Annotated in this window: 20 protein-coding genes and 1 pseudogene; 12 read left to right on the top strand and 9 right to left on the bottom strand. The window is 74.4% G+C overall.

The window, feature by feature from the left end:
* Positions 1 to 10: 10 nt before the first annotated feature.
* The gene (locus FB558_RS37675; protein WP_142062634.1) at positions 11 to 1,582 is read left to right on the top strand and encodes a long-chain-fatty-acid--CoA ligase; all 1,572 of its coding nucleotides are present in this window, start codon (positions 11 to 13) and stop codon (positions 1,580 to 1,582) included.
* Positions 1,583 to 1,709: 127 nt separating this feature from the next.
* Here FB558_RS37675 and FB558_RS37670 read toward each other — a convergent pair whose 3' ends face one another.
* The 3 genes from FB558_RS37670 to FB558_RS37660 all read right to left on the bottom strand — a co-directional run bounded on the left by FB558_RS37670 (position 1,710) and on the right by FB558_RS37660 (position 5,457).
* A complete protein-coding gene (locus tag FB558_RS37670; RefSeq protein ID WP_142062631.1) occupies positions 1,710 to 2,498 on the bottom strand; it encodes a crotonase/enoyl-CoA hydratase family protein in 789 nt (262 codons plus the stop codon).
* Positions 2,499 to 2,563: 65 nt separating this feature from the next.
* Positions 2,564 to 4,174: an AMP-binding protein gene (locus tag FB558_RS37665; RefSeq protein ID WP_342787692.1), complete on the bottom strand. Its 1,611-nt coding sequence runs from the start codon at positions 4,172 to 4,174 to the stop codon at positions 2,564 to 2,566.
* Between the two features lie 116 nt (positions 4,175 to 4,290).
* Positions 4,291 to 5,457 (bottom strand): polysaccharide deacetylase family protein, encoded by a 1,167-nt coding sequence (locus FB558_RS37660; protein WP_142062629.1) that lies wholly within the window; start codon positions 5,455 to 5,457, stop codon positions 4,291 to 4,293.
* A 198-nt stretch (positions 5,458 to 5,655) separates the two neighbouring features.
* Here FB558_RS37660 and FB558_RS37655 point away from each other — a divergent pair, with 198 nt between their 5' ends.
* Both FB558_RS37655 and FB558_RS37650 read left to right on the top strand, forming a co-directional pair.
* Positions 5,656 to 6,150 carry an SRPBCC family protein gene (locus FB558_RS37655; protein ID WP_142062626.1) on the top strand — a complete coding sequence of 165 codons (495 nt, stop codon included), beginning with the start codon at positions 5,656 to 5,658 and terminating at the stop codon, positions 6,148 to 6,150.
* Complete coding sequence (locus FB558_RS37650; protein WP_142062623.1) at positions 6,147 to 6,488, top strand: ArsR/SmtB family transcription factor; 342 nt, start codon at positions 6,147 to 6,149, stop codon at positions 6,486 to 6,488. The genes FB558_RS37655 and FB558_RS37650 overlap by 4 nt, the downstream gene beginning before the upstream one ends.
* Positions 6,489 to 6,510: 22 nt before the next feature.
* Here FB558_RS37650 and FB558_RS37645 read toward each other — a convergent pair whose 3' ends face one another.
* The 3 genes from FB558_RS37645 to FB558_RS37635 are packed head-to-tail and all read right to left on the bottom strand — an operon-like array spanning position 6,511 to position 8,460.
* Entirely contained in the window at positions 6,511 to 7,263 is a 753-nt protein-coding gene (locus tag FB558_RS37645; RefSeq protein ID WP_142062620.1) for an alpha/beta fold hydrolase, read from the bottom strand.
* Positions 7,260 to 8,108, bottom strand: coding sequence for a class III extradiol dioxygenase subunit beta (locus FB558_RS37640; RefSeq protein ID WP_142062617.1), 849 nt, complete (start codon positions 8,106 to 8,108; stop codon positions 7,260 to 7,262). Before FB558_RS37640 ends, FB558_RS37645 begins: the two co-directional genes overlap by 4 nt.
* Positions 8,101 to 8,460 (bottom strand): protocatechuate 3,4-dioxygenase, encoded by a 360-nt coding sequence (locus FB558_RS37635; RefSeq protein WP_142062614.1) that lies wholly within the window; start codon positions 8,458 to 8,460, stop codon positions 8,101 to 8,103. Before FB558_RS37635 ends, FB558_RS37640 begins: the two co-directional genes overlap by 8 nt.
* A 320-nt stretch (positions 8,461 to 8,780) precedes the next feature.
* Between FB558_RS37635 and ligM the strand changes: the two genes are divergently transcribed.
* From ligM to FB558_RS37615, 4 genes are all read left to right on the top strand, one after another.
* A complete protein-coding gene (gene ligM / locus FB558_RS37630; protein WP_142062611.1) occupies positions 8,781 to 10,193 on the top strand; it encodes a vanillate/3-O-methylgallate O-demethylase in 1,413 nt (470 codons plus the stop codon).
* A 44-nt stretch (positions 10,194 to 10,237) separates the two neighbouring features.
* Positions 10,238 to 11,536, top strand: a complete 1,299-nt coding sequence (locus tag FB558_RS37625; RefSeq protein WP_142062609.1) for an acyltransferase family protein — start codon at positions 10,238 to 10,240, stop codon at positions 11,534 to 11,536.
* A gap of 64 nt (positions 11,537 to 11,600) precedes the next feature.
* A complete protein-coding gene (locus FB558_RS37620; protein WP_142062606.1) occupies positions 11,601 to 12,764 on the top strand; it encodes an acetyl-CoA C-acyltransferase in 1,164 nt (387 codons plus the stop codon).
* Positions 12,765 to 12,849: 85 nt separating this feature from the next.
* Positions 12,850 to 13,515, top strand: coding sequence for a TetR/AcrR family transcriptional regulator (locus FB558_RS37615; RefSeq protein WP_246107051.1), 666 nt, complete (start codon positions 12,850 to 12,852; stop codon positions 13,513 to 13,515).
* Between the two features lie 30 nt (positions 13,516 to 13,545).
* Here FB558_RS37615 and FB558_RS44990 read toward each other — a convergent pair whose 3' ends face one another.
* The 3 genes and pseudogenes from FB558_RS44990 to FB558_RS37605 all read right to left on the bottom strand — a co-directional run bounded on the left by FB558_RS44990 (position 13,546) and on the right by FB558_RS37605 (position 16,198).
* Positions 13,546 to 14,247, bottom strand: coding sequence for a phytoene desaturase family protein (locus FB558_RS44990; protein WP_246107086.1), 702 nt, complete (start codon positions 14,245 to 14,247; stop codon positions 13,546 to 13,548).
* A gap of 101 nt (positions 14,248 to 14,348) precedes the next feature.
* Positions 14,349 to 15,107: pseudogene (locus FB558_RS44985) on the bottom strand (phytoene desaturase family protein); the annotation flags it as partial.
* Positions 15,108 to 15,154: 47 nt separating this feature from the next.
* The gene (locus FB558_RS37605) at positions 15,155 to 16,198 is read right to left on the bottom strand and encodes a LacI family DNA-binding transcriptional regulator (protein WP_211367122.1); all 1,044 of its coding nucleotides are present in this window, start codon (positions 16,196 to 16,198) and stop codon (positions 15,155 to 15,157) included.
* Positions 16,199 to 16,329: 131 nt separating this feature from the next.
* Here FB558_RS37605 and FB558_RS37600 point away from each other — a divergent pair, with 131 nt between their 5' ends.
* Genes FB558_RS37600 through FB558_RS37580 form a run of 5 tightly spaced genes read left to right on the top strand, consistent with a single transcriptional unit; the run spans position 16,330 to position 21,607 of the window.
* On the top strand, positions 16,330 to 17,850 hold the full coding sequence (locus FB558_RS37600; RefSeq protein WP_142062601.1) for a sodium:solute symporter family protein: 1,521 nt from the start codon (positions 16,330 to 16,332) through the stop codon (positions 17,848 to 17,850).
* Positions 17,847 to 18,998 (top strand): AGE family epimerase/isomerase, encoded by a 1,152-nt coding sequence (locus FB558_RS37595; RefSeq protein ID WP_142062597.1) that lies wholly within the window; start codon positions 17,847 to 17,849, stop codon positions 18,996 to 18,998. The genes FB558_RS37600 and FB558_RS37595 overlap by 4 nt, the downstream gene beginning before the upstream one ends.
* Complete coding sequence (locus tag FB558_RS37590) at positions 18,995 to 19,738, top strand: 6-phosphogluconolactonase (RefSeq protein ID WP_211367121.1); 744 nt, start codon at positions 18,995 to 18,997, stop codon at positions 19,736 to 19,738. Before FB558_RS37595 ends, FB558_RS37590 begins: the two co-directional genes overlap by 4 nt.
* Positions 19,731 to 20,489 carry a sugar isomerase domain-containing protein gene (locus FB558_RS37585; RefSeq protein WP_211367120.1) on the top strand — a complete coding sequence of 253 codons (759 nt, stop codon included), beginning with the start codon at positions 19,731 to 19,733 and terminating at the stop codon, positions 20,487 to 20,489. Before FB558_RS37590 ends, FB558_RS37585 begins: the two co-directional genes overlap by 8 nt.
* 44 nt (positions 20,490 to 20,533) lie before the next feature.
* On the top strand, positions 20,534 to 21,607 hold the full coding sequence (locus tag FB558_RS37580; RefSeq protein ID WP_246107050.1) for an N-acetylglucosamine-6-phosphate deacetylase: 1,074 nt from the start codon (positions 20,534 to 20,536) through the stop codon (positions 21,605 to 21,607).

Raw genomic sequence — 21,607 nt, 5'->3', positions numbered from 1 at the left:
GAGGATGTCGATGAGCGATTCCAGCATCACCGGGCACGGCATGACGATGAGCGACATGGTCGCCCGGCACGCGCGGCTGCGACCGGGCGAGACCGCGTTCGTCGACCCGCGGGCGCGCCGCACGTACGGCGAGCTGGACGACCGCGTGACCCGGCTGGGCCACGCCCTCGTCGACCGCGGCGTCACGGCGGGCGACCGGGTGGCGGTGCTGGGCCTGAACAGCATCGAGGTGGTGGAGTCCTGGCTGGCGGTCCTGCGCATCGGCGCGATCGCGGTGCCGGTGAACTTCCGGCTCGTCGCTGACGAGATCGCCTACGTGCTCGACGACAGCGGCGCCGTCGCCGTGGTCGTCGACGCCGCCCTCGCCCCCGCCGTCGAGCAGGCGCGCGCCAAGGCACCGGGCCTGCGGTCGGTGCTCACGATCGGCGGCGACCTCGAGGAGGTCCTGGCCGCCTCCTCCGACGTCTACACCGAGCTCCCGGTCCCCGACGAGTCGCCCGCGTTCATCATGTACACCTCCGGGACCACCGGCTTCCCGAAGGGCGCGGTGCTCACCCACCGCAACCTCTACCTGCACGCCTTCTGCTCGATGGCGACGCTGGGCACCAGCGGGGACGACCGGGTGTGGCTGTCGGCGGCGCCGCTGTTCCACATCGCCGGCCTGTCCGGGATGCTGCCGGTGCTGATCACCGGCGGCAAGACGGTGATCCCGCCCTCCGGCGGCTTCGACCCGGCTGCCACGGTGCGCACGCTCGTCGACGAGGGCGTCAGCTCCTGCTTCATGGTGCCTGCGCAGTGGCAGGCGATCTGCGCGGTGCCGGACCTCGCGACGGCCGACCTCTCGCGGCTGCGCCGGATCTCCTGGGGCGCCGCGCCCGCGTCCACCACACTGCTGCGCACGATGATCGAGTCATTCCCGCAGGCCGAGGTCTGCACCGCGTTCGGGCAGACCGAGTGCAGCCCGGTCACCACGAACCTGCGGGGCGAGGACTCGATCCGCAAGATCGGCTCGGTGGGCACGCCGATGGTGGGCGTCGAGGTCCGCGTCGTCGACGACGACATGAACGACGTGCCCCGGGGCGAGGTCGGGGAGATCGTCTACCGCAGCCCGATGGTGATGAAGGAGTACTGGAACAAGCCCGACGAGACCGCGGCGGCGTTCCGCGGGGGCTGGTTCCACTCCGGCGACCTGGTCCGCGAGGACCCCGACGGCTACTTGTACGTGGTCGACCGCAAGAAGGACATGATCATCTCGGGTGGGGAGAACATCTACTGCGCCGAGGTGGAGAACGCGCTGGCCGGGCACCCGAAGGTCGCCGAGGTGGCGCTGATCGGCGTGCCCGACCCGAGGTGGGGCGAGACGCCGCTCGCGATCGTCGCGCCGCGGGACCCGGACGACCCGCCCACCGACGCGGAGATCGAGGCGTACTCCCGCGAGCACCTGGCCGCCTACAAGCGCCCCCGCCACCTGCGGATCGTCGACGCCCTGCCGCGCAACCCCAGCGGCAAGGTCGTGAAGACCGCGCTGCGCGAGCGTTTCAGCACAGCACCACCCGTCGAACCGCAACGACCCCCCAGGTGAGCCCCAGCACGACCAGCGCGCCGACCCCGGTGCTCACCCCCACTTGGCACATCGAGTGACCACTTCGCACACGGCGGGCCGTGTGCGAAGTGGAGGCTGGGTGTGCGAAGTCGGAGCGGACGCCGTGCTACTCGCCACTCCAGACCGGTGGCCGCTTCTCGGCGAAGGCCCGGGCGCCCTCGATCGCGTCCTTCGACGCCGAGACCGGACCCGCGATCTCGGCCTGCCGCTCCCAGCGCTCCTCGTCGGACCAGCCGGGCGCCGAGGCGACGATGCGCTTGCTCGCCCGCACGGCCAGCGGCCCGTTCGCCGAGATCTCGCCGGCCAGCGCGATGGCGGCGTCCAAGGCCGTGCCGTCCGGGACGAGGCGGTTGACCAGGCCCAGGTCCCGCGCCCGGGCGGCGGGGATGTGGTTGCCGAGCAGCGCCAGCTCCATCGCCTGGTGGTAGGGGATGCGCCGCGGCAGGTGCAGCAGGCCGCCCGCGGCGGCGACCAGGCCGCGCTTCACCTCCGGGATGCCGAACGTGGCCCCCTCGGCCGCCACCACGAGGTCGCACGCCAGCACGAGCTCGAAGCCACCGGCCAGCGCGTACCCCTCGACCGCGGCGATCAGCGGCTTGGCGGGCGGCTGCTGCGTCACCCCGGCGAACCCGCGCCCGGGAACGACCGGCCGCTCCCCGCGCACGAACGCCTTGAGGTCCATCCCGGCGCAGAACGTGCCCCCCGCGCCGGTCAGCACCCCGACCCGCAGGGCGGGGTCGCGGTCGAGGCGGTCCATCGCCTCGGCGATCCCCTGCGCCACCGCCGCCGTCACCGCGTTGCGGGCCCGGGGGCGGTCGATGGTCACCACGAGCACGCCGTCGGCGGGTGTGCTGACGAGAACCTCGGGAGCCTCTGCGGAGCTCTCTGCGGACACGGCTTTCCTCTCGGTCGGTGAACGGTCGGCGTGCGGTCGGTCGGAGGGCGCCCTCGCCCGCGGCGTCACGTCCCCCCGTCCACGGACGTCGTCTCGGCGCGCAGGGCTGCACGGCTGAGCTTGCCGGTCGCGGTGCGCGGCAGCTCGCGGAACGCGATGGCGGTGGGGCACTTGAACCGGGCCAGCCGCGCGCGGCAGTGCGCGAGCAGCTCCTCCTGCCCCGGCTCGGCTCCGGGATGCGGTTGCACCAGCGCCACCACCCGCTGGCCCCACTCGGCGTCGGGTACGCCGATGACGGCGGCGTCGGCCACGGCGGGGTGGGCCAGCAGCACCGACTCGATCTCGGCGGGGTAGATGTTCACCCCGCCGGAGATGATCAGGTCGGAGCGCCGGTCGCTGAGGAACAGCCAGCCGTCACCGTCGAGGTGCCCCAGGTCGCCCACGGTGAACAGGTCGCCGCGCCGCGCCGCGGCGGTCTTCTCCGGGGCCTTGAAGTACTCGAACGCGTCGTCGCTGCGGAACCAGATCGTGCCGACCTCCCCGGGTGGCAGCAGCTCCCCGTCGTCGTCGAGGATCAGCACCTCGCTGCCCGCCCACGCGCGCCCGACGGTGCCGGGGTGCCGCAGCCAGTCCGCCGGGTCGACGTACGTGCCGCCGCCCTCGGTGGCCGCGTAGTACTCGTGCAGCACCGGGCCGAGCCAGTCGATCATGCCCTGCTTGACGGCCACCGGGCACGGCGCGCCGGCGTGCACGATCCGGGTGAGCGAGGAGAGGTCGGCGGCCCGGCGCTGCGCCTCCGGCAGCGCCAGCAGCCGGTGGAACATGATCGGCACCATGTGCGTGGCGGTGACCCGGTGGCGCTGCACGAGCTCGAGGAACAGCTGCGGCGTCCACTTGTCCATCAGCACCAGCGTGTGCCCCAGGTGCAGGGCCATGTGCCCGTACGCGTTGGGGGCCGCGTGGTAGAGCGGCGCCACCACCAGGTGCACCCCTGACCCGTCCGCCCACCCCTGCCCGCCCGGCAGGCCGAGCATCCGGGGCAGCAGGCCCACCCGCGCCGCCACGCTCTGCTCGGGGCTCGCCTGCGGCAGCGGCTTGCGCACGCCCTTGGGCCGCCCGGTCGTCCCGGACGTGTAGAGCATCACCGACCCCTGCCGCCTGTCTCCGGGCGCCGTGGTCGGCATGCCGTCCAGGAGATCCTCGAGCGGGCGGAAGCCGGGGAAGGCCGGCACGCCGAACCGGCGGTGCGCGGGCAACCCCGCGTCGTCGGCCGCCGCGGCGGCGGCCTCCCCCAGCCGCGGCCCGGCGAGCAGCAGCTTCGCCTCGCTGTCGGCGAGGATGTAGGCGAGCTCGGGCGCGGTCAGGTGCCAGTTGAGCGCGGTGAGGTAGAGCCCGAGCTGGCTCGTGGCCAGCTGCAGGGCCACGAACGCGCGGTGGTTGGGCAGCGCGACGGCCACGGTGTCGCCCGGCACGAGCCCCTGCGCGCGCAGCCCGTGGGAGAGGCGGTGCACCAGGTCGCGCAGCTCCCCGAACCGGGTCCGCGACCCGTCGACGTCGATCACCGCCGTCCGCTCCGGGTCGGCGTCGGCGATCTCGAAGAACCCGAGCCCGCCGCGCACCCGGTAGGTCTCGACGAGCTCCGCGGTGGCCCGCGCCCGTGCCTCCTGCTGCTGCACCCTCGCAGCTCCCCTCGTCGCCCGCGCACCCCGCCGTAACTGAGCGATCGTTCAGCAGCTCGATGCTGCCCCATCGGACCCGGGTCCTGTCAAGCGGTGCGGCGCCGGCTCGCCGCTCACCTCAGCCCCGACGGGGGCCTGCTCCGCCAGGCGTCGAGGACGGCCGGGTCCTGCATGTCGATCCAGGCGCTCACGTCGGAGTGCGTCGCGCAGACCGTCTCGGGCAGCACGCACACCTCGGCCATGAACCGCGCGATCGCGTCCGAGAACCCGCCGCCCGACCAGTTGTTGAAGTGGTTGCCGAGCACGAGGGGCGCCCGGTTGCCGTCCAGGGCGGCCCGGTAGGCGTCGCGGTAGGCCGCCAGCGCCACCTCGCCGAACTCCGCTGCCCGCTCCGGCTCGTCACGGCCGCCGTTGAGGGCGAGCCAGAGGTTGTAGTCCATCAGCAGCACCTGCTCCCCCAGCGCCGCCACCTCGACCGAGGGCATCCAGTACACCCGCATCCCGTGCGAGGTCGTGGGCCAGACGATGCCGTCGGTCGGGCGGCTGGCGTCGTAGGTCAGCCCGTGCTCGCGCATCGCCGGGTACGCCTGCGACCACCGCCCCTCCAGGCACGGCGTGCGCCCGCCCCGCACCGGGTCCAGCTCGAGCCCGCGCTCCCGCGCCGCGTCCACGAACGCGGAGAACTGCTCCAGCTCCGACGCCCACATCGCGCGCGACCAGTCGCCGACGCCCGGGGCGTCCCCGGCGCAGAAGTGCCCGTTGTAGTGGGTGCCGATCTCGTGGCCCCGCCTGCGGGCCTCCATGAGGTCGGCGATCAGCACGTCGACCTCCTGCCGGGACCCGCCGAAGCCGATCGCCGACCGTCCGGGGGCGTGACCCGGTGGGCGGTAGCGGGTGCGCTCGTCGTCGGGCACGAGGTAGACGCCCGACAGGAAGCCGGTGAACCGCGCCTCCGCCTGCGCCGCCACGGCCAGCATCCGCTGCCAGTGCCGGTGCGACCCGGCGCCGTCGAAGGAGAACAGCACGAACTGCGGGGGTCGCTCGCCCGGCGCGAGCGGCCGCATCCACCGCGCGAGGCGCGCGCCCGCCCTGTCGACGTGCGCCTGGACGGGGTCGACAGCCACGTCCGACTCCGCGGCGTCCGGTTCGGCGGTCGCCGACGGGGCCGGGAGCTGCTGGCCGACGAGCAGCACGAGCACCAGGACGAGCGCACCGGCGAGGAGCAGTTGATCACGCAGCCGCAGGCCCCGGCGACCTCCGCGTCTCCCGTCACGCCCCATTCGTCACCTCTCTCGCCCGACCGCATCGTGCGCAGCAGGAAGGCGACACGCCGGGCGGGTCGCCCGGTCGAGGTGCCGGAACAGCCCGATCGGGCGGAGGTGGCGCGCGCGATCGCGCCCGACTGCAACTCGACAGTTGCATTCAGAGGAGGCTATGTGCAATCGTGTCGTTGCACGCCGACCTGCTGGAGGGACACCATGGACGAGACCACGTACACCGAGGCGGAGCTGGCCGACCTCGACAGCATCGCTCGCCAGATCGACATCGACGCGCCGGCCGACCGGGTGTGGGAGCTCATCGCGCGGCCCGGCTGGTACGTCAACGACGGCACCGCCGAGGCCGAGCCCGACCTGCGGTACGAGGGCGACGTCGCGGTCGTGACGCTCGCGTCGCACGGAAAGTTCCGGTTCCGGACGGTGCAGCTGGACAAGCCGCGCTACGCCGCGTTCCGCTGGCTGAGCACACCGTCACGCGCCGTCTCCGAGGGGACGCTCGTCGAGTTCTGGATCGACGAGCGCGCCGGCGGCGGGGTGACGCTGCGCGTCGTGGAGAGCGGGTTCTCCACCCTCTCCGAGGACCCGGCCACCTGGCTGAAGGAGCGCGAGGGCAACGACCGCGGCTGGACCGAGGAGCTGGCCGTCGCGAAGGCGTTCGCCGAGTCCGGGGCGGCGCGCGCAGACACGCGGTCATGAGCGTTCCGGACCTGCCGACCATGTGCGCCGCGCTGGGAGACCCGACCCGCTGGGAGATCCTCACGCGGCTCGGGCAGGGCCCGATGTCCGCCTCCGCCCTGGCCCGGGTCCTCCCGGTGAGCAGGCAGGCGATCGGCAAGCACCTCGAGGTGCTGCGTGAGGTCGGGCTCGTCGAGCCGGAGCAGCGCGGGCGGGAGGTCGTCCACCTCGCCGTCGGCGCCCGGCTGAGCTCGCTCGCCCGCGAGCTGGACCGGATCGGCCGGTCGTGGGAGAGCCGCCTGCTGCGGATCAAGCAACTGGCCGAGCAGCCCGACCGGAAGCCGCCCCCGCGACCCTGATCGCCCCAGCGCGGAGATCCGGTCATCCGCGCGATCCCCGGCCGGGGATCCCGTTCCTTCCCGTGACCGGTGGTCGCGCGATCTCGAGCAGCACCTCGGCCAGCGCCCGCGGCGCCGTCACCATCGCCTCGTGCCCGGTGTCGAGCTCGTGCACCGGCCACCCGCGCTCCCGGGCGCGCTCGGCCTGCGCCCGGAAGACCCGCATCCAGGAGACGCACTCGACGAAGGCGGCGGGCACCGCGTCCACCGCGCCGGTCAGGTCCAGCGCGTCGGTGTAGGTCTTCCAGGGGTGCGGGGTGAGCCTCGGGGTCAGCCAGTCGACGTCGGCCTGGTCGGTGACGCCGAGGACCGAGAGCCTGCGGACCGGCACGAGCCAGCCGAAACCGGCCTCCGCCGCCGACTCCGCCCAGTGCTGCGCCACCGTCTCGGGCAGCAGGTCGCGCGCCGCCTCGCCGTCGGACCCGACGAACGCGTCCAGGTGCACCCGCCGGGCGATGCGCTCCGGGCGCCGGTCGGCAACGGCCGTGACGATCTGCCCCGCGTAGCTGTGCCCGACCAGCACGACGTCACGCAGGTCGAGGACGTCGAGCAGCCGCACGACGTCCTCGGTGTGGGTGTCCAGCCCGACCGACGGGGACAGCAGGTGCGCGCGCTCCGACAGACCGGTGAGGGTCGGCGCGTGGACCTCGTGGCCCGCGCCGCGCAGCAGCGGCGCGACGCGGTCCCAGCACCAGCCGCCGTGCCAGGCACCGTGGACGAGGACGAAGGTGGTCACGCGGGACGATTGTCGAACAGCGCCAGCGCGGCGGCGGTGTTGGAGGCGGGCACGTGGTAGGTGGAGTGCACCTTGCGGATCCGCGCGTTCATCGCGCCGCGCATCACCAGCCACATGATCAGCTCGATGCCCTCGGCCCCGGCCTCGCGGATGTAGTCCTCCCGGCTCAGCGCGGTGAGCGCGGCGGGGTCGTGCTGGATCGCGTCGAGGAACATGTGGTCGAAGGTCGAGTTGATGAACCCGGCGCGGGCCCCGGCGAGCTGGTGCGACATCCCGCCCGTGCCGAGGATCCCGACGGTGCCCGCGCCGTCGAAGCGCGCGATCGCGCGGCCGAGCGCCTGCCCGAGCGCGTAGCAGCGGGCCGCGGTCGGCTGCGGGTACTGGATCACGTTGACCAGCAGCGGCACGACCGGGCAGGGCCAGGCGTCGCCGGGTTCCGGGGTCCAGACCGACAGCGGCACGGTGAACCCGTGGTCCACGTCGAGCTCCTGGAAGGCGGTGAGGTCGAAGCCGTCGTCCACCAGGCTCTCGAGCAGGTGCTGCGACAGCTCCGGGGCGCCGACGACGTCGGGCACCGGGCGCCGCCCGAACCCCTCGTCGGCCACGCGGTAGCTCTCCGCCGTGCCGAGGGCGAAGGTCGGCACGACGTCGAGGTCGATGCCGTTGGCGTGGTCGTTGTAGACCAGGACCGCAACGTCGGGCGGGTGCCGCGCGAGCCACTCGCGGGCCGGGCGGTACCCGTCGAACAACGGCTTCCAGTACGGGTCCTCGGTCTTCCCGCGGTCCATCGCCGCCCCGATCGACGGGACGTGCGAGGTCGCCAGGCCCCAGATCACCTCAGCCATCCGTGCGCCCTCCCGCCCGCATCGCGGCCACGAACTCCTGCTCGCTCATGCCGGTGAACACGCCACCGAGGTACTGCATGGACCGCCCGTCCACCATCGCCAGCTTGTAGACGTAGAAGATGCTGCCGCCCAGCTCGAGCATCGCCTGCCAGTCGCGGTCCAGCACTGCCCGCTTCTGCGGCTCCGACAACCCGAAGCGGTCGCAGTAGGCGGCCTCGTCGGCCCGGAACTCCTCCCGCGCCGGGGCGTGGCGCAGGCTCATGAACAGCTTGTTCATCCGGTAGCCGAGGCGGCTGGCGGCTCCGTCGAACACGTAGGTGGCCCGGGGGCCCACGCGGTCTGCGCCGGTCATGTCGCACTGCTCATCTGGCACTCCCTGGTCGCGGCGTCCGTGCCGACCGGTCCCGACGGCCGACGCTAGACCGCGCCGTCGACACCGGCCATCGCACGGATGACGGTCGCGGGGACGACGGTCGGCATCCCGCGCCCGCGACGGATGACGTAGCCGAGGCGCACGCCCGCGGGGCTACGTCAAACGACGCGGCCTCCCCTGCCCCGCCGGCCGGGCCGGTCACGCCATTGCACGGTGTCCGCTCCGGCGCCGCCGTGCGTAGCTTGGCGCCGGGAGTGGCTGCCGAGGGGCGCGGGCACGGCGAACCGGAACGGGTGCACATGAGCGCGAAGAACCTGCAGGACGTGCTGGACCGGGCGGGCGACACCGTGTCGCTGCTCCGCAACTCCCAGCTCGGCGCCTACGTCTACCCCGTCGTCCCGGCCGAGTTCACCAACTTCCGCCGCGAGGTGATCGCCTGGCGCGAGACCGCGGTGCTGTTCGACCAGACCCACCACATGGTCAACCTCTGGGTGTCGGGCCCGGGCGCGCTGCAGCTGCTCTCCGACACCGCGGTCAACAGCTTCGCGAGGTTCCCGGTGGACACCGCCAAGCAGTTCGTGCCGGTCGCACCGGGTGGTGGGGTCATCGGTGACGGGATCCTGTTCCGGCTCGCGGAGGAGGAGTTCGTCTTCGTCGGGCGCGCGCCGGTGGCCAACTGGCTGACGTTCCGGGCGAGCCAGGGCTACGACGTGGAGATCCGCCAGGACCAGCGCTCGCCCTCGCGCCCGTACGGCAAGCCGGTCACCCGCGACGTCTGGCGCTTCCAGATCCAGGGTCCGCGGGCCTGGGAGGTCATCGAGAAGGTCAACGGCGGGCCCGTCGAGCGGGTCGGGTTCTTCACGATGGGCCGTATGACGGTGGCCGGCCAGCAGGTCCGCACGCTGCGCCACGGGATGGCGGGCGCGCCCGGCCTGGAGATCTGGGGCCCGTACGCGACCTACGACGAGGTGCGCGACGCGATCCTCGAGGCCGGCCGCGAGTTCGGCCTCGAACCCGCCGGTGCACGCGCCTACTCCTGCAACACGCTCGAGTCGGGCTGGATCCCCTCGCCGCTGCCGGCCGTCTACACCGGCGAGGAGCTGCGCTCCTACCGGGAGTGGTTGCCGCCGAACGGCTACGAGGCCACCAACGCCCTGGCCGGCAGCTTCGTGTCGGACCGCATCGAGGACTACTACCTCAACCCGTGGGAGCTGGGCTACGGGTCCTTCGTCAAGTTCGACCACGACTTCGTGGGCCGCGACGCGCTGGCGGGCATCGACGCGGCGAGCCAGCGGCGCAAGGTGACGCTGGCCTGGAACGCCGAGGACGTCGCGAAGCTGCTCGCCTCCCCCGTCGACCCGGACGGGCCGGGCTACCAGTTCTTCGACCTGCCCAACGCCAACTACGGCTCGTCCAACTTCGACTCCGTGGTCGACGCCGACGGCGACGTCGTCGGGCTGTCGCTGTTCACCGGCTACAGCGCCAACGAGCGCAAGGCGCTCTCGCTCGCGACACTGAACCCCGACGTCCCGCTCGGCGCCGAGGTCCGGGTGATCTGGGGCGAGCCCGACGGCGGGAGCCGCAAGACCACGGTGCAGCCCCACGAGCAGCTCGCGGTGCGGGCCGTGGTGAGCCCCGCGCCCTACGCGGCCACGGCGCGCGAGCACTACCGCCCGGGGTGGCGCACGGCCGCCGCGGGGGGCCGTGCGTAGTCTCGCGGATCCCCGGACGGCCGTGGTCCGGGAGCCTCCTCGTCATGACGACGAACGCACCGACGGCCCCGCCGAGCGCGGCACGGGTCGCCGCCGCCACCCCGCTCGACCGGGACCGGTACGCGGACCTGCTGCGGCTGTTCTCGATCGGCATGGTCGTGCTCGGGCACTGGGTGGTCGCGTTGCTCACGCTGCACGGCGCCGGTTCGGTCAGCACCTCGCTGCCGCTGATGCTGTCGACATGGCTGTGGCAGGTGATGGCGCTGTTCTTCTTCGTCGGGGGGTTCGCGCACGCCCGGGCGCTGCGCCACGGGCCGCGCACCGCCGACTTCGTCCGGGCCCGCTCGGCCCGGCTGCTGGCGCCTGCGCTGGTCCTGCTGGCGGTGTGGACGGTGCTGGCGGTGCTGATGCACGCCACGGGCTACACCGCCGGGCCGTTCGCCATCGGCCTGCAGCGGATCACGGTGCCGCTGTGGTTCCTCGGCGTGTACCTGGTGATCGTGCTCGCGGCGCCGGCGATGATGCGCCTGCACCGTCGGTTCGGGCTGTGGCCCGTGCTGGGGGCCCTCGCGCTCGCCGTCGCGACCGTCGACGCGGTCGCCCTGACCTCGGGAGTGCCCCAGATCGGCCAGGTGAACATGCTGCTGGTCTGGTTGGCGGTGCACCAGCTGGGCTACGGCTACGCCGACGGAACGCTGCAGCGCGGCGGTCGCCGGCTGGCCGGGCTGCTCGCCGGTGGTGGTCTGGCCGGCGCGGTGCTGCTGGTCTTCGGCACCCCGGCGTACCCGGTGCTGATGGTCGGGCTGCCCGGTAACGAGGCGTCGAACTCGGCGCCGCCCAACCTCGCGCTGCTCGCGCAGGGCCTCTTCCTGGTCGGCACCGCGCTGCTCCTGCGGGGGGCGGGCACCGCTCTGGCGAACCGGCCGAGGGCGTGGTTCGCCGTGGCGACCGGCAGCTCGGTGATCATGACGGTGTTCTGCTGGCACCTCACCGCCTGCTACCTGGTGCAGGGCGTGCTGCTGGCGGTCGGTGCGCGGCTGCCGGCCGCCGACACCGTGCTGTGGTTCCCGGCGCTGGCCGGCTGGCTGGTCGCGTGCGCGCTGGCCTGCGTCGGCCTCGTCGCGCTGTTCCGCCGGTTCGAGCGGCCCCCGGCCTCCCTGGTGCGCGGTGCGGTGCGGACGCCGGCGGTGCTCGCCGGGACGCTCGCCTGCGCGGTGGGGCTGTTCGCGGTGGCCGAGACCGGGCTCGACGGGCTCGTGTCCGAGCACGGGCTGCCCGGCGCCGCCGCGGTGCCGCTCGTCCTGGTCGCGGCCGGTGCGGCGGCCCTGCGCCGCGCCCGGTGAGACGGCGCACGTCGCCCGGGACCGCGCTGGACGGCGGCCGCGCCGGGCTGGAAGGGTCGCGGCCGTGCCCGACGACCTCCGATCCCGCACCCCTGTCCTGCTCAGCGCGGCACGCACGCCCGTCGGCCGCTTCGGGGGCGCGTTGCGCGGCGTCGACGCCGTCGAGCTCGGCGCCGCGGCCGTGCGCGCCGCGCTCGAGCGGGCCGGCGGCGCGGTGCCCGACCAGATCCTGCTCGGCAACGTCGTGCAGGCCGGCAACGGGCAGAACCCGGCGCGCGTCGCGGCCACCCGCGGTGGCGTGCCCACCACCGTTCCCGGCATCACGCTCAACAACGTCTGCCTGGCGAGCATGACCGCGGCGGGCATGGCCGCCACCCTGGTCCGCACCGGCGAGTCCGACACCGCCCTGGTGGGCGGCTTCGAGTCGATGAGCCGCGCGCTGCACGGCGTGCAGGTGCGGGAGGCAGCGCGCACCGGCGACGGCGCGATGGTCGACCTGCTCGTCCGCGACGGCCTGTGGTGCGCGCTCAGCGAGCAGGGCATGGGCGAGATGTCCGACGCCGCCACGGCCGAGCTGGGCCTCGCCCGCGCCGACCAGGACGCGCTCGCCCTCGCCAGCCACCAGCGGGCCGCCGCGGCCACCGCCGGGGGGCGGCTCGCCGAGGAGATCGTCGCCGTCGGCGGGCTCGACACCGACGAGGGCATCCGGGCCGACAGCACCGCCGAACGGCTGGCGCGCCTGCGCCCGGCCTTCGTCGAGGGCGGCACGCTCACCGCCGGCAACTCGTCGCAGATGTCGGATGCCGGCTCGGCGGGGATCGTCACCACCGGCGCCCACGCGTCGGCGCTCGGGGTCGAGCCGCTGGCCGAGATCGTCGGGCACGTCGCCGTCGCGGGACCGGACCCGACCCTGCACCTCAAGCCGGCCCACGCCGCTCGCGAGCTGCTGAAGCGGCACGGCCTCACCCCGCGCGACGTCGACCTGTGGGAGATCAACGAGGCGTTCGCCGCGGTCGTGCTCGCGACCGAGCGGGACCTGGAGCTCGACCACGACCGCGTCAACGTCAACGGCGGCGCGATCGCGCTCGGGCACCCGCTGGGCGCGTCCGGTTTCCGGCTGGTGCTGACCCTCGCCCACGAGATGCGCCGCCGCGGCGCCGAGCTCGGCGTCGCCGCGATCTGCGGCGGCGGCGGGCAGGGCGGGGCGATCCTGCTCCGGCGCCGCTGAGGAGCGTTTGAAGCAGTCGCTTGACTGATCCGGGCTCCGGCGGTTGGCTGTTCGCACCACCAGTACCGATGCCGTGGAGGACGCCGTGGTGCACCGCCGTGCCGACGAGGCCAGGGACGCGCGGGCGGGTCGGGGCAGCGCCACCCGGGAGCTGATCCTCACCACCGCGGAACGGCTCTACGCCGAGCACGGGGTGTTCGCGGTGTCCAACCGGCAGGTCAGCGAGGCCGCGGGCCAGGGCAACAACGCCGCCGTCGGCTACCACGTGGGCACCAAGCTCGACCTGGTGCGCGCGATCGCCCGCAAGCACGCCGCGCAGATCGAGCGGCTGCGCGTGCAACGGCTGGCCGCGATCCGCGACCCCGCGGACGTGCGGGAGTGGGTGGCCTGCCTGGTCCGCCCGTCCACCGAGCACCTGGCCGAGACCGACGGGCCCACCTGGTTCGCCCGCTTCGGCGCTCAGACCATGACCGACCCCGTGCTGCGCGAGATCATGGTCGAGGAGTCGCTCAGCTCGCCGTCGCTGCAGCAGATCGTCGACGGGCTCGACCGGTGCCTGCCCGACATGCCGCCCGAGGTCCGGCGCGAACGCGGCGACATGGCCCGCCAGCTGATGGTGCACATGCTCGCCGAGCGCGAACGCGCCCTCGCCGAGGGCACCGCCACCCCCCGGGCCAGCTGGCACGACGCCGCCACCGGGCTGATCGACGCGATCGTCGGGCTGTGGCAGGCACCCGTCACGCCCGGGTGAGCGGAACACCGGCGCACCCGTCCCCTGGCCTCACCGGGGAGCGCGCCTGCGCAGCCGCTCGCGGGGAGTCGGGGCCAGGAGCCGGCGCGCGACGAGGTGGCCCGACGCTCCCGCAAGGCCCGGGCCGGGATGCGTGGACGCGCCGATGTGCCACAGCCGCGGCACGGGCGTCGCGTGGCCGGAGGCGGCGAGGAGCGGGCGCCAGAGGAAGTTCTGGTCCAGCTCGGCCGAGCCGCCGTACGGGTCGCCCGCGAGCGCGTTGGGGTTGTGGGCGGCGAGGTCGGCCGGGGTGATCACATCGAGCCCGACCACCAGCTCGCGCAGGCCCGGGGCGTGCGCCCCGAGCCGGTCCAGCACGCGGTCGGCGTAGCCGCGGGCCAACGTGGCGTCCCAGCCCCCCGCCGGGTCCAGCTCGCCCGCCGCGTCGCCCGCGGGAGCGAACGGCACCTCCTGCAGCTGCAACCACAAGGCGCCCGCCCCGGCCGGCACGCGCGAGGGGTCCAGGACGTGCTGCTGCCCCACGACCACGGTCGGGCGGCGCGGCAGCAGCCCGGCCTCCGCCTCGGCGCAGGCGATCGCCGTGGACCCCGACCCGTCGGACAGGTGCACGAGCGGCACCGCGGCCAGGGCCGGATCGCGCCACGGCACCGGCCCGGACAGCGCGACGTGCAGCTGCATCGCCGCCCGACCCGGCCGGAAGCGCGCCGCCTCGTCCGTGACGGCGGCAGGCACGGCGCCGCGGGCAGCAGCGACCCGTACAGCGCGGTCGGGGTCACCGACGCCAGCACCGCACGCTCGGCCGTCAGGCTGAAGCCCTCCCCCGCGACCCCGGCGGCGGCACCGTCGCGCAGCAGCACCCGTTCGACCCGGCGCCCGGTGTGGACGGCCACGCCCCGCTCGGCCAGCAGCCGCTCCCACGCGGCCACGAAGTTCCCCGCCCCGCCGACGACGACAGGCAGGCCCGCACCGTGCAGGGTCGCCGCGAGGACCGGCACCATGAGCCCGCCGGACGCGCTGTCCGGCGCGAGCCCCGCGTGCAGCAGCCATGGCGCCCAGAGCCGGTCGGCCTCCGGGCCGCGGAAGCGGGTGCGCAGCCACGCCCGCCCGCTCGTCGCGACCTCCCGGGCGTAGGCCTCCAGCTCACCCCGGCCGCCCGCCCGCGCCAGCCCCCACAGCGGACCGAGGACCTCGCGCGAGCGCAGCTCGCTGCCAAGCAGCCCGCCGATCCGGCCGGCGTGCGCGTCGAACCGGCGCAGCGCCGCGCGGTAGGCGTCGCGGTCCGCAGGCTCGCGGAAGCCCGCCACCGTCTGCTCGACGTCGCGGAAAGCGGTGGTGACGGCCCCGTCGTCGCTCACCGTCGCCGTCAGCGCCCCGTCGGCGTCGGCGTACTCCAGGCCGTGGCGGTGCAGGTCCGCACCCAGCTCGGCGTACACCGGGCCGGTGACGAACAGCGGGTGCCACGACGAGTAGGTGTCGTGGAGGTACCCCGGCACCGTGCGTTCCCCGGCGGCGACGAACCCGCCGACCCGCTCGTGCTGGTCCACCAGGGCCACGGACCAGCCCGCCTGTGCGAGGTGCGCGGCCGCGGCCATGCCGTTGATCCCGGCACCCACCACCACGGCGTCGAACCGGTTCTCGCTCACGAGGCCCCTCTCGGGTCGAATCGACGTGTTCCTGACGAGGGCGGGGCGGCCGTGGTCGCCCGGCAGGTCAGCGACGAGGGCAGGAGCCGGCGGTGGTCCCGGCCGGCGTCGGGGTCGTCGACCAGCTCCAGCAGCAGCTCGACGGCGAGGCGCCCGGCCTCCGCGCCGCGGCCCCGGACGGTGGTCAGCGGCGGGTAGGTCGTGGCCGCGAGGATGTCGTCGCACCCGATCACCGAGACCTCGCCCGGGACGGCGACGCCGCGCTCGGCCAGCCCGGCCAGCACCCCCTGGGCCAGCGCGTCGTCGAAGGCGACGGCGGCGGTGGCGCCGGCGTCCAGTACCTCCCCCGCCGCGGCCCGGCCCTCCTCGTGGTCGGGCCGGTGGGCGCGCAGCACGCTGACCGCGACGCCGAGGGCCGCGGCCCGCTCCCCCACCGCGCGCCGGCGCTGCTCGTCCGACCAGGACGTGGTCGGCCCGCTGACGTAGGCGAGGTGCCGGTGGCCGAGGGCGGCCAGGTGGTCGACGGCCTCCCGCATCCCCGGCGCGGAGTCGACCAGCACCCGCGGCACGTCCGCGACGTCGCGGTTCACCAGGACCAGCGGCCCCTGCCGCCCGCGCTCGCGCACGACGTCCTCGGGCAGGCGCGAGGAGACCAGGACGACGCCGTCGGTGCGCTGCTGGAGCTTCACGAGCAGGTCGAGCTCCTTGGCCGGGTCCTCGTCGGTGTCGCCCAGCACGGTGCTGGCACCGCCTGCCGACGCGCGGGCCTGGGCGGCGCGGATCACCGGCGGGAAGAACGGGTTCGCGATGTCGGGGACCACGACGGCGATCATCCCGAGCCGGCCGGTGCTCAGCGCGCGCGCCGCGTGGTGCGGCACGTAACCGAGCCGGGTGGCCACCTCGGTGACGTGCGCGACGGTGCTCTCCCGCAGCAGGTGGGGCCGGGAGAACACGCGCGAGACCGTGGAGGTGGACACCCCCGCGGCCGCCGCGACGACCTTGATCGTGGGCAGCTTGCGCCGCCCGTCGCGTCGAGCCACGCGGTGCACTGTACGGGCGCGGCGTCGGGTTTCCGCCGGGTAACGGATCTCCGCGCACGCTTGACGTGCAACCGGTTGCACGCGAACATCCCCCGCCATCGGGCCCGCTCGGGCGGGAGGTGGAGGGAATCATGGGATTTCTCGACTGGCTGGTCGTCGGCGCCTACTTCGTCGTCATGGTGGGGATCGGGTTGTGGGCCAAGGCCCGCATCCACGACTCGCGCGACTTCTTCACCGCCGGCGGGCGGATGCCGTGGTGGCTCTCGGGCATCTCGCACCACATGTCCGGCTACAGCTCGGCCGTCTTCGTCGGTTACGCCGCGATCGCCTACACCGAGGGCTTCGTGCTCTACGTCTGGTGGGCGCTCGGCATCACCTTCGCCATGGTGGTCGGGTCGTTCCTGTTCGTGCCGCGGTGGCCGCGGCTGCGGCAGCGCCTCGGCATCATCTCGCCGCTGGAGTACCTGCGGATCCGCTACGGCGTGCCCACCCAGCAGCTGCTGGCGTGGAGCGGCACGGCGCTGAAGGTCTTCGACGTCGGCGCCAAGTGGACGGCCACCGCGCTGCTGCTCAACGTGTTCGCGGGCGTCCCGCTGGCCGTCGGGATCCTGCTCACCGGCGGTGTCACGCTCGTCTACTCGACGATCGGTGGCCTGTGGGCCGACGCGCTGACCGACATGGGCCAGTTCCTCATCCAGCTCGTCGCGGGCGTCGTCATGTTCTTCGCCGTGCTCGCCGCGCTGGACGGCCTCCCGACGGTCTGGACCCTGTGGGACCGGCTCCCCGAGGGCAACGCCGAGCCGTTCAACGGCCAGTACACGGTGCTCTTCGTGATGGTCTACCTGCTGATCAACACGCTGTCCTACAACGGCGGCACCTGGAACCTCGCGCAGCGGTTCATCGCTTCCCCGACCGGCAGCACGGCCCGGCGCGCGGCCCTGTTCTCCGCGGCGCTCTACCTGGTCTGGCCGCTGGTGATGTTCTTCCCGATGTGGGCCGCGCCGGTGCTGCTGCCCGGGCTGGAGGACCCCGAGCAGTCCTACGCGCTGCTCACGCAGCAGCTGCTGCCCGCGGGCCTCGTCGGGCTCGTGCTGGCCGGCCTGTTCTCGCACACGATGGCGATGACCGGCTCGGTCGCCAACGCGATCTCCTCGGTCGTGACGCGCGACATCCTGCCCGCGGTCTGGAAGCGCGGCCGTGCCCTCGACACCCGCGCCGAGCTCCTGATCGGCCGGATCAGCGTGTTCTCCTTCATCGCGCTGAGCATGGTGATCGCCCTGACCGCCGACAGCTTCGGCGGCGTGCTCGGCCTGATCATCCTGTGGTTCGGCGGCCTCGTCGGACCGATCGCGATCCCGATGCTGCTGGGCATGCTGCCGGCGTTCAAGCGGTGCGGGCCGGTCGCGGCGATCTCGTCGTGGGCGGTCGGCCTGCTGGTCTTCGCGCTCACCCGCTACGTCTTCGACGACGCGATCGACGCGCTCGCCCCGGACCAGGCCACCGCCGTGTCGGTCGGCGGCCCGGTGGTCTGCTCGATCATCGTGTTCGTGGTGATCGGGCTCGTCGCGCCGTGGCGCAACGCCGAGTCCGACGAGCTGGTCGACGCGATCTCCCGGGACGAGCCGGTGGCCGAGGGGGAGCCTGCCCGGTGACCTACCGCGACCACCTCGTCGACGACGTCCTGGCCTGGTGGACGGCCCACGGGCCGGACCACGAGCACGGCGGCGTGCTCACCTGCTGGGACAACGCGGGCACCCGGCTCGTCGCGAGCGACAAGTACACCTGGTCGCAGGGCCGCTGGGCCTGGCTCACCGCCCGCGTCGCGCACTCCGGCGACCTCCTCGGCGTCGATGCCGACTGGTACGCCGAGCAGGCCGTCGCGACGGCGCGGTTCGTCCGCGACCACGCCCTGCTGCCCGACGGCACCACCGCGTTCGTCACCGACCGCACGGGCGCCGAGGCCGGGCCGCACACCAGCGTCTACGCCGACCTGTTCGCCGCGCTCGGCTTCGCCGGGGTGGCGCGGCTGGACCCGGACGGGGGCTGGGGCGGGCAGGCCGAGGATCTGCTGCTGCGCTGCGCCGCGGCGATCGACGCCGGGCGCTTCCGCTCCGACCCCTACCCCGTGCCGGCCGGGCACAGGTCGTTCGGCCTGCCGATGATCCTCGTCGGCGTCGGGGAGCAGGTGCACCGGGCCACCGGCTCGGCGGCGTCGGCGGACGTCGTGCGGCGGGCCGCGGCGCAGATCGAGGAGCACCACCTCTGCGGCGACGACGTGGCCGAGATGCCCTCGGACCACGACGGGCTGCTCATGCGCCACCGCACCCCCGGCCACGTGCTGGAGGCGACCTGGTTCCTGCACCACGCCCGCGACCTGCTGGCCGGGTCGGCGCTCGCCGACCCGCAGGTCCTGCACGGGATCGCCGTCCGGGCGCTGGGGCTGGGGTGGGACGGCGTCCACGGCGGCCTGCTGCGCTACGTCGACCGGGACGGCGGCGCGCCGACCGGCGCCCGCACCGACGACCCCTACGAGGCGCTGGTGGTGGACACCTGGGACACCAAGCTGTGGTGGCCGCACGCCGAGGCGCTGTACGCCACCGCGCTGCTCGCCCCGGAGCACCACGCACGGCTGCACGACTACGTGTTCGCGACGTTCCCGAAGGGGCGGGGGCGGGAGTGGACGCAGATCCGCACCCGCGACGGGGCACCCCTGGAGAAGACCGTGGCGCTGCCGGTGAAGGACCCGTTCCACATCGCGCGGGCGCTGCTGATGCTGGTGGAGCTGGAAGGAGAACGGTGAACGAGGAAGTGCCGGGCATGCCGGAGGTGCGGTCCTTCAGCGACCGCGCGGCGATGGGCGCGGCGGCCGCCGCCGACGTCGCCGACGAGCTGCGGGCCCGGCTCGCCGCGCAGGACGCCGTGCGGATGGTCTTCGCCGCGGCACCGAGCCAGAACGACATGCTCGACCGGTTGGTCGCGGCGCCGGGGATCGACTGGACCCGGGTCACGGCGTTCCACATGGACGAGTACCTGGGCCTGCCCGCCGACTCGCCTGCGCGGTTCGCGAACTGGCTGGACCGTGCCGTCTTCACCCGGCTCCCGTTCGCGCAGGTGCACCGGATCGACCCCGAGGCGGAGGTGGCCGGCTACGCGAAGCTGCTGGCGGAGGCGCCGATCGACATCGTCTGCCTCGGCATCGGCCAGAACGGGCACCTCGCGTTCAACGACCCGCCGGTGGCCGATCTCGACGACCCCGAGGACGTCAAGATCGTGGAGCTGGACCGCACCTGCCGGCAGCAGCAGGTCGACGACGGCCAGTTCCCCGCCTTCGACGACGTGCCGACGCATGCGGTCACGCTGACGGTCCCGCGGCTGCTGGACGCGCGCCGGCTGTTCTGCGTGGTGCCGGGGGCGGCGAAGCGGCACGCGGTGGAGCGGGCCCTGCACGCGCCCGTCTCCGCGGCCGACCCGGCCACCGCGCTGCGGACGCACCCGGCCGTCACCCTCTATCTCGATGCGGAGGCCGACCCCCGTGCCTGACGCGACGTTCCGCACCTACCTGGACACCGTCAACGGGTTGCTCGAACGGATCCTCGCCGAGGAGTCCGGGGCGATCCGGGCGGCCGCCGACCTGCTCGCCGACCAGATCGCGGCCGACCGCCTCGTGCACGTGTTCGGCCCCGGCGGGCACTCCAACCTCGCCGCGCAGGAGGTGTTCTTCCGCGCAGGCGGGCTGATGCACGTCTCGGCGATCCTCGACGAGGGCACGCTGCTGTCCAACGGGGCGCTGCGGTCGATGGCCATCGAGCGCACCCCCGGCTACGGACGGGTGGTGATCACCGACCGCGGGTTGGGCGAGGGCGACCTGCTCGTGCTCGTCAACGCCTACGGGATCAACGCGGCCCTGATCGACGCCGCGCTCACCGCCCGCGAGCGCGGCGTGCGCCTGGTCGGCATCAGCTCCCGCGAGCACGCCGAGCGCACCGCGCCCGACCACCCGGCGCGGCACCCGTCGGGGGCGAACCTGCACGACCTGGTCGACGTCGCGATCGACTGCAAGGTGCCGATCGGGGACGCCGTGGTGGAGGTGCCGGGCTCCGCGGAGCCGGTCGCGGCGGTCTCGACGTTCGCCAACGCCTACGTGCTCAACTGCCTCACCCTCGCCACCGTCGAGGCGCTCGCCGCCCGCGGTGTCGAGCCGCCCGTCTGGCGCAGCGGCAACGCCCCCGGCGGCGACGAGGCCAACGGGCGGTTCCTGGAGCGGTTCCGCGGCCGGGTGCGCTCGCTGTGATCCTCCGCGGGCGGGACCCGGGCACCGGACGCGCCCTCGAGGTGGTGACGGACGGACCGGCGATCACCCACGTGCGGGAGGTGCCCGACGCCCCCGACGCGCTCTGGCTGCTCCCGGGCCTGGTGGACCTGCAGGTCAACGGCTACGGCGGGCACGACGTCAACGGGCCGGACGTCACCGCGGAGGTGGTGGTCGCGCTCGTCCGCGCCCTCGCCCGCGCGGGCACCACCACCGTCGTCCCCACCGTGATCACGGCGCCGGAGGGCGACATCGTCCGGTCGCTGCGCGCGATCGCCGAGGCCCGGGCGCGCGACGCCGCCGTCCGCCGGGCGGTCCCGTACGTGCACGTGGAAGGGCCGCACATCTCCCGCGAGGACGGCCCGCGCGGGGTGCACCCGATCGCCCAGGTGCGCCCGCCCGACCCGGCCGAGTTCGACCGCTGGCAGCAGGCGTGCGGGGGGCTCGTCGGGATGGTGACGCTCTCCCCGCACCACCCGGGGGCGGTCGCCTACACCGAGCACCTGTCCCGGGCCGGCACCCTCGTCGCGATCGGGCACACGCACGCCACCCCGGCGCAGGTCCGCGCGGTCGCCGACGCGGGCGCGCGCCTGTCGACCCACCTCGGCAACGGCGCGCACGCCGTGCTCGCGCGGCACCCGAACTACCTGTGGGCCCAGCTCGCCGACGACCGGCTCACGGCGGGCTTCATCGCCGACGGCCACCACCTGCCCGCCGACACGCTCACCGCCATGCTCCGGGCGAAGGGGCTGGAGCGGTCGGTGCTGGTGTCCGACTCGGTCGCGCTGGCCGGGATGCCGCCCGGGGAGTACACGACGCCCGTCGGCGGCGCCGTCGTGCTCTCCCCCGACGGCCGGCTGTCCGAGGCCGGCACTCCCTACCTCGCCGGGGCGGCGCGCTGCCTGGCCGACGGCGTCGCGCAGGTCGTCCGGCTGATCGGGCTCCCGCTCGGGGACGCCGTCCGGCTCGCCACGCTGAACCCGGGCCGGTTCGCAGGCGGTCGCGGCCTGCTCGCCCCCGGCGCGCCCGCCGACCTCCTGCTCCTCGGCCCGGACCTGCAGGTCCGGCAGGTGGTGGCCGGCGGCGAGGTCGTGCTGTGA

It is taken from the genome of Pseudonocardia kunmingensis, from assembly GCF_006716445.1.
GTDB lineage: Bacteria > Actinomycetota > Actinomycetes > Mycobacteriales > Pseudonocardiaceae > Pseudonocardia > Pseudonocardia kunmingensis.
This window is presented reverse-complemented; position numbering and strand designations above follow the sequence as displayed.